Below are 10,150 nucleotides of genomic sequence, written 5' to 3' on the forward strand. Positions count from 1 at the left end.
CTGCAAGCAGCGCGGCTCCGTCGACAGATGCAGCCAAATACCAGGACGGTGTTTACTACGGCACTATTCCTGCCGATGAAAAAACCGGCTGGCAAACTTACGCAATCCTGACTGTAGAAGGCGGCAAAATTACTAAAGCTGACTGGAACGGATTCAACGTCAACAACGCCGGTGATCTGAAGAAAAAGGTCTCCGAGGACGGAAAATACGGTCTCGTATCCAAAGGCGGCGCACAAGCCGAATGGCACGAACAGGCCGCCAAGGCGGAAGCATTTCTGATCGAGAAGCAGGACCCTGCCGCCATTACCTTGGATGCTGAAGGCAAGACCGACGCCATTTCCGGCGTATCCGTACACGTTAATGACCTCGTTCAAGCTGCTCAAGCCGCTCTGGCCGCAGGCCCGGCTCAGCCTGGACCTTACAAAGACGGCGGATACCATGCCCAAGGCGAAATGGACGCCAAGTCCGGCTGGGCTCCGACGGTTGACTTGTCCATCGCTAACGGCAATATCGTGGCTGCCAAATTCAGCGGCGTCGACAAAGACGGCAACGACAAGCAGCAATTTTCCAAAGACGGCAAGTACGGCATGAAGGAAAAGAATCCTAAAGCCCAAGCCGAATGGCATGAAGAAGCAATCGAAGCGCAGCAGTATTACCTGGCCAACCAAACCGCAGCTCCAGCATTCGATGCCGAAGGCAAGACCGATGCCATTTCCGGCGTGACGATCAGCGTTGGCGAGTATTGGGCCCTGGCGGAAAAAGCACTTGAAGGAGCGAAATAATTCGCGGTTGTCATACAGTTAATCAGACGAACGAGGTGAATTTCTTTTGAAAAGAATCGTGATTCTTGGCGGTGGCTACGGCGGCGTACTCACAGCCAAAAAACTCGCAAAGAAATTAAAGAACAATAAAGATGTAGAGATCAAACTGATCGACCGGAACCCCTACCATACGCTGCTGACTGAGCTGCATGAGGTCTCTGCAAACCGCGCTCCCGAGGATTCGATCAAGATCGACCTGAAGAAAATTTTTGCCGGTCTCAAGGTGGATGTTGTCCTCGACGAGATCAGCGATATTGACTTCAAAGGCAAGAAGCTATCGTCCGAAAAAGCGGTCTATGAATATGATTATCTCGTTATCGGCACAGGCAGCAAGCCGACCTTTTTCGGAATTCCCGGCGCTGAAGAGAACACCTTCTCTTTCTGGTCCTATGACGATGCCGTTGCGCTGAAACGCCAAATCCGCGACATGTTCACGCAGGCGGCCAAAGAGAAGAAACCGGAAGTCCGCCGTTCCATGCTGACCTTTGTTATTGTCGGCGCCGGCTTTACCGGCGTTGAGCTGGTTGGTGAAATGGCGGAATACCGCGAAGAGCTATGCCAAGAGTTCTTTATCGATCCGAAAGAAGTACGGCTGATCGTTGCCGATATGGCGCCGAAAATTCTGCCGATCCTGCCGGATAAGCTGATCCGCAAAGCCGAGGCGCATTTGCGCAAGCTGAATGTGGAGATCGTGACCAGCGCTAAGATCACCGAAGTAGGCAAAGGCAGCGTGGCTCTCGGCGAGAAGAATGTCGTGGCCGCGAATACCATCGTTTGGACGGCGGGCGTTGAAGGCTCTGAGCTTGTGGGCAAACTTGATGTTGAGCAGCAAGGTCGAAAGCGCATCGTAACCAACGAACATCTGGAAAGCGTTGACCACAAGAACGTATATGTTGTCGGCGACAACATTTTCTACATTGTCGAAGGCGAGCAGCGTCCGGTTCCGCAGATGGTTGAGAATGCCGAGCTTGCCGCTCCGCTGATTGCCGGCAACATTGTAGCCGATATTAACGGAACGGCGAAAAAAGGATACAAACCGGCTTTCCACGGTACGATGGTATCGATCGGAAGCCGCTACGGCGTAGCCAATGTCGGCCTCCCGAATAAAATGTTCATGCTCTCCGGATTTTTGGCCATGTTCGCTAAGCATATGATCAATATCTACTATTTGTCCGGTGTCGTCGGCTTCAACAAAGTATGGACTTACATGATGCACGAGTTCTTCCACGTGGAGAACCGCAGAAGCTTCGTCGGCGGATATTTCTCCAAGCGTTCTCCTAACTTCTGGCTCGTTCCGCTCCGCATGCTGCTCGGCGGCATGTGGGTGTATGAAGGCATTGATAAGCTGCAGAAAATTATCGATCAAGGCTGGAGCAAGATCTTCCTGATCCCGGCGGCCCCTTATCTTAAGGATGCAACATCGGCGGCCAGCGAAGCGGTAAGCAACGTCAAGGAAACGGTCGACGCGCAATCGGCGGCATCGGCGGTTGATACGGCCAAAGAAGCGGTGTCCGCCCTTCCAGTTCCAAAGTTCATCTACAATATTTCGAACTGGTTCATGGATCTCTTGTTCTATCAACCGGACGGCAACTATACGTTCCTTGCTAAGTGGTTCCAGCTCGGTATGGTATGCGCCGAAATCATCTTTGGTATCATGCTCATCGTCGGCCTGTTCACAGCCATTGCATCAATTGGGACAATCGGTATGGCCGTCATGATCTGGACAACCAAGATGGCGTCCACGGAAATGCTGTGGTATGTGGCGGCGGCGATCGCCTGCATCGGCGGTTCCGGCAGCGTCTTCGGTCTCGATTACTATGTTCTGCCTTGGCTTAAGAAGCAGTGGAAGAAGGTTCCGTTCGTAAGGCGCTGGTATCTGTATACTGACTGAACGCACTGAATCCATTAGTTTTATCTGCCCGGTATCATAAAATAGCGATTCATTACAAACATTATATAAGTGATTTATGTGTTTTCTGTGTAATCATACAAGCTTAATAACCAAACTTTTATGGAGTAATGTGTCCTTTAGGCACATTACTCTCCTTATTTAAGAGTGGTTTTGCAGGAGGATTCGGACGTTGACCGCTTGGGCAAAACCAATAAGAAGGAGAGAATCCCGTGAACAGGCAACTCATTGGGGATACCATCCGGCTGCTCCAGGCAGAATTGTCGCCCATCGCCGGAATTCAGCTTACTCTCTCGCCCGGGGAAGGCGAAGATCTTCTCCCGGTAATGGAAGGCTTCAATCTGGAATACAGCCGCAAACTGCATCTGATGGGTATTTATATCATCCTTACCCAGGCAGCCCGGTATCATATGGAATGCACTGCAAATCATCAGGGCTTGATCCGCAGCGTGCTGGATGGAGATTATTTATACAGCTTTTACCTTCAATTCGCCATAAAGTATCGTGAACTGGATCTCGTCGTCCATCTGGCTCCTTTTATTAAGCAGCAGCAGATCAGAAGGTCAAACGGGGACTATGCCGAGCTGAACCTCACAGCCGAAATCGGACAGTTCCTGAATGCTGAATCAAAGAACACGGCAAATCGGAAAAAGTGTTAGAACAGGTGGGATCGCACCAACATGAAGCTTCACGAAGCCTTGAATATCGACATTGCAGAAGTTAACCGTGAAATTGAACATCTCTTAACGGGCGACAAGGATGTCCCCGCAGGCTCACCGCTGGCGACAAGCGTCCTGGAGCTTATCGCCTCCGGCGGCAAAAGGCTTCGCCCGCTTATGGTGATTGTCGGAAGCCGGTTCGGCCGTAAGAGAACCCGTCGCCGTACGCTTCAGCTCGCCGCAGCGGCCGAGTTCATTCATGCCGCCTCGCTCGTTCATGACGATATCATCGACGACGCCAAGCTGCGGCGGGGCAGTCCCGCCCTGCATACCAAGACGGGGGTCCTTTCCGCCGTCCATATCGGCAATTACATGTCGGCACGGGTGATCGAGCTGCTAAGCAAGCTGGCAAAGAATAAAAACCGTTACGTGCATGATCTGTCGGCTGTCGCCACCGCCCAGCTGTGCATCGGGGAATATCAGCAGATGGAGCACGCCTACGATTACGATATCACCATGGAGGAATATCTGGAGAAATCGCTCAACAAGACGGCTCTGCTGATGGCGACCTGCCTTCGTGTGGGAGCGCTGTCGGCCGAGAGCACGGAAGAGACGGCCGGGGCTCTGTACGCATTCGGCGAGGCGCTCGGCATCGCCTTTCAGATTCAAGACGATCTGCTGGACTTCACCCAATCGTCAGAGACCCTTGGGAAGCCTGCTGGCAGCGATCTCCGCAGCGGTCAGGTTACCCTGCCCGTAATCTACGCGCTGCAGGACCCCAGGCTCGCGGCCCATATCCGCCGCATCGGCCCCCATTCCTCCGAAGCTGATGTCGAGGCCGCTCTGGCGGCAATCTCCGGCAGCGATGCACTCGCCCGCACGGAAGAAACGAGCCGCCGTTACTTGGACCAGGCGGCCGATATTGCGAAGCAATTGTCCTCTTACTCGGCCTATGCCGATCTAGAAACGCTGATTGCATATTTTGCGGGAAGAGACCGCTGAACAAGCCTAACCTCATAGTAACCAGTTTAATGCCAAACGGCCGCCCTCTCCGATTCATTAGGAGAGAGCGGCCGTTTGGCCGTTATATGCAGTTCCAATCCTCTAGCTTATATAGAAATAATCAATCAGAGTACAAGCCAAAATAACCGTACTAATCACCTGATTCAGATTATAAGAGGCCATCTTCATCAGCTGCCGGTTCGAAGGCTTGATGATCTTGTGCTCTGTCATCAGAAGCAGCGTCGCTATGCCGATGCCGGCAAGATATGTCCAGCCGAGTCCGCGCCACTGGTATAGAAACAACAGCAGCATAATCATAATAAAATGCAGCGCCGCCGCAATGCGCAGCGCGTTCTCCAGCCCGAAATAGCTGGGAATGGACCACAGCCCGATGCGGCGGTCGAATTCGATATCCTGGGTGCCGTATATAATGTCGAAGCCGGCGATCCACAGCATGACGACCGTGCCGATGACAAAGGGCGTAAACGCGATTTGTCCGGTTACCGCAAACCATGCGCCAATCGGAGCCGAAGCGATAACGAATCCAAGGTACAGATGGCTGAGATAGGTGAATCGTTTCGTATAGGAGTAAGATGAGATCAGCACGATCGCCACCGGCGAAAGGATCAGGCACAGCAGATTCAGCATGCCCGAAGCGGCAATGAAAATCATATAGTTGACGACGATAAATACGGCAACCTCCTTCTCGGCCAGCAGCTGCTGCGGAAGATGCCGGTGAGCCGTCCGCGGATTCTGGCCGTCAAAGGTCCGGTCAACGAGCCGGTTGAAAGCATTGGCACCGTTACGCGCGCCGATAAGAGCGATCAGCCCCCACAGCATAATGCGGCCCGAAGGCCAGCCGCCAGCCGCCCACACCATGGATATTATGGCAAAGGGCAGCGAGAACAGCGTGTGCGAGAACATGACCAGCTCGCTGAACATTTTAAGCTTATGCGCCGCGATTTTGCAGGCGTTAATGATGACCATTTTTTACTTCCCCATTCTTCTCTTGTCGCCTCGCCTTATGCTACGCACCTGCGAGAATATGGGCCAGCGCCCCCAGCATACCGTCGATATCTTGCTCTACAATAACAAGCGGGGGTTGAAAGGCCAGGACATTGCGGCCCACTCCGTTTTTCCCGATCAGATATCCCCGGTCCTTCATTTCCTCCAACACATCATCCGTTAAGGCCGCAGCGTCCGCCGCATTGCCGCCGCGCAGCTCCATGCCCAGCATAAGCCCCGTTCCCCTTACATCGGCGATTCGCTCCGGATAGCGTCTCTGAAGATCCTGAAGCCCTTCCTTCAGTCTTGCGCCCAACTGCTGCGCCCTCTCGGGAAGCCGCTCCGACTTGATATAATCCAGCACGGCAAGCGCCGTGGCCGCCGACACCGGATTCCCGCCGAAGGTGGAAGCGGACGGTGTATTGAGCGAACTTGCAATTTCGTCCCCTGCCGCAAAAGCGGCCACCGGAACGCCATTGCCGAGCGCCTTAGCCATTGTGATCATGTCCGGAACGACGCCGAAATGCTCCATAGCGAACATCTTGCCCGTGCGTCCGAAGCCGGTCTGGATTTCGTCCGCAATCAGCAGGACGCCGTACTGCTCCAGCAGCGACTTCACCGAACGGAAGTACGAGAGCTCCGGCATAATCATCCCGCCATTACCCTGAATCGGCTCGGCGATCATGGCGGCAATCGATCCTCCCTTCTCCTCCAGCACCTTTTTCAGGTCCTCCAATGAACGCTCCGCCGCCTGTTCCGGCGTCAAATCCGGATCGTAGGGACGCCGGATAAAGGCTACATCCTCGTCCAGATATTTATCGGTCCGCCACATAGGCAGCCCCGTTACGCTCATCGTCAGATTGGTCCGCCCATGCAGCCCGCTCTCCAGCGCAATAAATCCTTTGCGTCCGGTATGGAGCCTTGCCAGCAGCATCGCCCCCTCGTTCGCCTCCGAGCCGCTGTTCACGAAGAAGGTGCGTCTTAAGTCACCGGGAAGCACCTCCGCCAGCCGCTCCGCCAGATCGACGTTCGGCTGAGTCAGATATACGGTCGTCGTATGCTGCAGCTGCTGCAGCTGATGAATCGTCCGCTCCGTAATCGCCGGGTTGCAATGGCCGCAAGCTACCACCGACACCCCGGCGAAGAAATCAGTATATTCCTTGCCGTTCTCGTCATAGACATGCTGCATCGACCCGTGGACAAGCTGTGGTGAATTGCGGTAAAAATGCTGTGTACAAGGGTAGAAATACTGCTTACGCTTGGCCGTGACGGCCTCTCTTCCAATCATGTTGTTCTCGTTCACAGCCGGTCCCTCTTTTCTAGTCGATATTTAAAATTCAATCAAATTGCAGCGACCCCAGTGTATATCCCGCATAGACGGGCTGCATGCCGGAAGTCAGACCCTGCTGCGAAATCCCCCTCAGTGCCTGCTGATACGCCGTAATGATTTCATTCAGCTGTTCCGGCGTATAAGTCGATCCCTCAATACGGAAAGTGGAGATGCCCGCCGCATTCAGCTCATCCAGCATCGGCAGATAGCACAGCTCTTTGGAGAACACCAGATGACAGCGTCCATGCTGATCCCGGTACACCGGATTCTCTCCTTTGTCGGTCATCAGAACAAGCACATCATTGCCGACATAGCGGTTGTCTTCCTCCCCGATCGGCTCCATCACTTCGGCGTTCTCATATAAATCATGCTCCATATACATTAGCGCGGGCGTGCCGTGCACCACCATTTCCAGCGGCAGCGGACAGCGTGAAGCAAAGGCTGCAAAATGCTCCAGCGTCATCTCCGGCGATACGGGAATCCGCTTGAGTCCAAGCCCTGCATACAGCCCGGCGGCCAGAGTGTTGTAGATATTGAGGCTGGCGTCCCCGATCAGAGGGTATCCGGAAGTATTATAGCGGCGGATCGCGCCAAGATTCGTTACGAGCAGGCCGTCAATCGGCAGGCGTTCTCCATGGATCAGCAGTTGGTCGTATTGGTCAAAATGCAGCTCCGTCATCATCCGCGGCAGTCCCAGATAGAGCTTCGTTTCTCCTTTAACAGCTCCCAGTTCCATAATGTCGCGCTTGGTAAATGGACGGTCGGGCTCGTAGACGTCGCCGGACAGGTACAGATGCCCCACCTTGGCGTCCAACGCGGCCTTGGCCTGCGCCATGTTGTTGATGCGCACCGCAAGCTCCGGACTCACCCGAGCCTGCTTAGGCCGCGCCTCCTGCGCCAGCCGTCCCTTCAGCTGCATTACACGGTCTTCGGACAGCTCACGCTCCGCCGTCGGCGTGCTGAACACCTTACCGGTACTGTAGAACTTGCCTGTACCTTCATAGCGCCGGTTAATATTCCGCAGGCCCGGCTTGCCGAACGCGTAGGCGGTAGAGAAATCGCGCTTGCGGTTCTGGTACAGCAGCTTCGAATCAACCGTCCGGTCGAACCCTATCGGGTCTTCGATATACCGGTCGATCGCCTCGCCGTAGCTGTTGACGAGCATGACCATAAAATCTTTGTCGCGCATGCGGCCTTCGATTTTGAAAGAGGTAATTCCCGATTCGATCAGCTCCGGCAAATTCTCGTACATGAACATATCCTTGACCGCGAGCGGGTAATCCGCCGGGAAGACATAGCCGTCCTTTTTAATCCGGTAATTCCACCGGCACGGCTTCATGCATTTGCCCCGGTTGCTGCTCATCCCGAATACATGAGAGCTATAATAGCAGTTCGCCCCGTGAACCGAGCACATGTCGCCATGGACAAAATACTCCAGTTCCATTCCGCTCCTTGCGCCCAGCAGCTTCGCCGTCTGCAGGTCCATCTCCCGCGAAGTGACGACGCGGCTTACGCCAAGATCACGCAGCGCGTAGATCATCTCCAAATTATGCACATTCATCATGACCGAGGCATGGATAGGCAGGGTAAGCCCCATCTCCCGAATCAGCTCCAGCACCGCCATATCCTGCACGATCAGCGCATCCGGACGAACGCCGTCCAGAAAAGCGAGATATTCACGGGCTTCCCCAGTCTCCTGCTCGCTGAACAGGTTGTTGACGGTAATGTAGACTTTTTTGCTAAGACTATGGGCTATAGACAGCGCCTCCGTAATCTCTTCATGGGATAAATTGTAGCCCTTGCGCATCATTCGCATATTGAGCACGGGTCCGCCGAAATAGACCGCATCGCAGCGGGACTGCACAACCTCTTTAAAAATCTCGAAGGTGCCGGCGGGCGCCAGCAATTCAATTTCTTTTCCATTAAAATAACGCGTCATGCGTGTTTCCCCCTTAAGTGACTCCCCTGATGACCTGACCATTTACAGGATGGCTGCGGCAAAGCCCAGCATAACGAACATGGCGATAAAAAAAGTATCGGCCCAGCCCCACCTCAGTCTGCGATACCGCGAACGGGGGGCATCCATTTGGAAGCCGCGCGCTTCCATGGAATAGACCAGATCCTGGGCGCGCCGGAACGCCCCGGCAATGACGGGCACGAGCAGCGTCACCAGCATCCGCCCCTTCTCTTTCAGCGGCAGCTCGCTCAGATCAGCCCCCCGCGAGGCCTGAGCCTTCAGAATAATCTGCGCCTCGTCCAGAATGGTCGGTATGAACCGCAGAGCGAGACTGACCATCAGCGTAAAGCGGCCCGGAGATAGTCCGGTGAATCTGAGCGGCGACAAAATCCCCTCCATCCCCTGGTTCAGACGGGCCGGAGTGGTCGTGAACGTCAGCAGAGCGGTAAAGGCGACCAGCAGGAATGTGCGGATGACCGCGAACGCACCGAGCCTGAGCCCCTCCTCGTGCAGGGAGTAAGAACCAAGCGTCAGCCATACCTCCCCTTCCTTGACCGACAGCAGCTGAACGATAAAAATAAACAGCATTAAATACCGCAGCGGCTTGGTCGCCTTCAAATAATATTTCAGCGGAATCCGGGTTGAAGCCGCCACCGTTACCGAGAACAGAGCAAGCAGCGCCATGGCCGGCCAAGACCGGGACATCAAAATGGCGACGACGTAAAGCAGCATCCCAATGAGCTTGGAACGCGGGTCCAGCTTATGTACCCAGGAGCCGGTCTCAATGCTTCTGCCGAGCAGCAAACGCTCATTCATGGCCGGACCCCTCTTCTCCAGCGCGGGCGGCGCTGTTCCCGCTTCTGGAGACAATCAGCTCCGCCAGCCCCTCCGCTGTCAGCCTTGGAGCTTCGTCATCCAGGCCAAGCCGGTCCGCAACCGCCCGCCAGTAGCGCAGCGAGTCCGGCACCGCCAGACCGCAGCGCGTGAGCACGGAAGGGTCTGCTGCCAGCTCCTTCACACCACCCTCGAAGACGGCGCGGCCCTGGCTAAGAATGACCCAGCGGTCGGCATAAGGCAGAAGCTCGTCCATCCGGTGCGTGACGACAATGATGGTGCGCCTCCGCTCCCGGCACAGACGCGTAAGCAGTCCGATCAGTTCCTTGCGGCTGACCGGGTCCAGTGACGCTGTCGGCTCGTCCAGCACGACAATCTCCGGGTCAGCGGCCAGCACCGAAGCGATGGCCGCTTTGCGCATCTGTCCTCCGCTGAGGCGGAACGGATTGCGTCCAAGAAGCGAGAGGTCCAGCCCCATATCCAGCATCGCCCGCCGCGCTCGCTCTAGCGCCTCGCCTTGGCTCATGCCGAAATTGAGCGGACCGAAGCACAGATCCTTCTCCACCGTCTCCGCGAACATCTGCTGCTCCGGGAATTGGAAGACGAGCCCGACCCGCCGCCGCAGCGGCAGCA

Annotated in this window: 9 protein-coding genes; 4 read left to right on the plus strand and 5 right to left on the minus strand. The window is 55.2% G+C overall.

The window, feature by feature from the left end:
* The 4 genes from L691_RS32825 to L691_RS0113465 all read left to right on the plus strand — a co-directional run.
* A partial coding sequence (locus L691_RS32825) for a hypothetical protein (RefSeq protein ID WP_025691030.1) occupies nt 1-782 on the plus strand: 782 nt, incomplete at its 5' end.
* A gap of 46 nt (nt 783-828) precedes the next feature.
* Nucleotides 829-2,712, plus strand: coding sequence for an FAD-dependent oxidoreductase (locus tag L691_RS0113455; protein ID WP_025691031.1), 1,884 nt, complete (start codon nt 829-831; stop codon nt 2,710-2,712).
* Between the two features lie 230 nt (nt 2,713-2,942).
* Entirely contained in the window at nt 2,943-3,389 is a 447-nt protein-coding gene (locus L691_RS0113460; RefSeq protein WP_025691032.1) for a hypothetical protein, read from the plus strand.
* A gap of 21 nt (nt 3,390-3,410) precedes the next feature.
* Entirely contained in the window at nt 3,411-4,391 is a 981-nt protein-coding gene (locus L691_RS0113465) for a polyprenyl synthetase family protein (RefSeq protein ID WP_025691033.1), read from the plus strand.
* A gap of 102 nt (nt 4,392-4,493) precedes the next feature.
* On the opposite strand, the gene L691_RS0113470 is transcribed toward L691_RS0113465, so the two are convergent.
* The 5 genes from L691_RS0113470 to L691_RS0113490 all read right to left on the minus strand — a co-directional run.
* Nucleotides 4,494-5,378 (minus strand): UbiA-like polyprenyltransferase, encoded by an 885-nt coding sequence (locus L691_RS0113470; RefSeq protein ID WP_025691034.1) that lies wholly within the window; start codon nt 5,376-5,378, stop codon nt 4,494-4,496.
* Between the two features lie 40 nt (nt 5,379-5,418).
* On the minus strand, nt 5,419-6,684 hold the full coding sequence (locus tag L691_RS0113475) for an aspartate aminotransferase family protein (protein ID WP_036736972.1): 1,266 nt from the start codon (nt 6,682-6,684) through the stop codon (nt 5,419-5,421).
* A 49-nt stretch (nt 6,685-6,733) separates the two neighbouring features.
* On the minus strand, nt 6,734-8,665 hold the full coding sequence (locus L691_RS0113480; RefSeq protein WP_025691036.1) for a peptidase U32 family protein: 1,932 nt from the start codon (nt 8,663-8,665) through the stop codon (nt 6,734-6,736).
* Nucleotides 8,666-8,707: 42 nt separating this feature from the next.
* Nucleotides 8,708-9,499: an energy-coupling factor transporter transmembrane component T family protein gene (locus L691_RS0113485; RefSeq protein WP_025691037.1), complete on the minus strand. Its 792-nt coding sequence runs from the start codon at nt 9,497-9,499 to the stop codon at nt 8,708-8,710.
* On the minus strand, nt 9,492-10,150 hold a 659-nt coding region (locus L691_RS0113490; RefSeq protein WP_025691038.1), incomplete at its 5' end, for an ATP-binding cassette domain-containing protein. The genes L691_RS0113485 and L691_RS0113490, both read right to left, overlap by 8 nt.

Source organism: Paenibacillus zanthoxyli JH29, from assembly GCF_000520715.1.
Taxonomy (GTDB): Bacteria; Bacillota; Bacilli; order Paenibacillales; family Paenibacillaceae; genus Paenibacillus_AQ; species Paenibacillus_AQ zanthoxyli.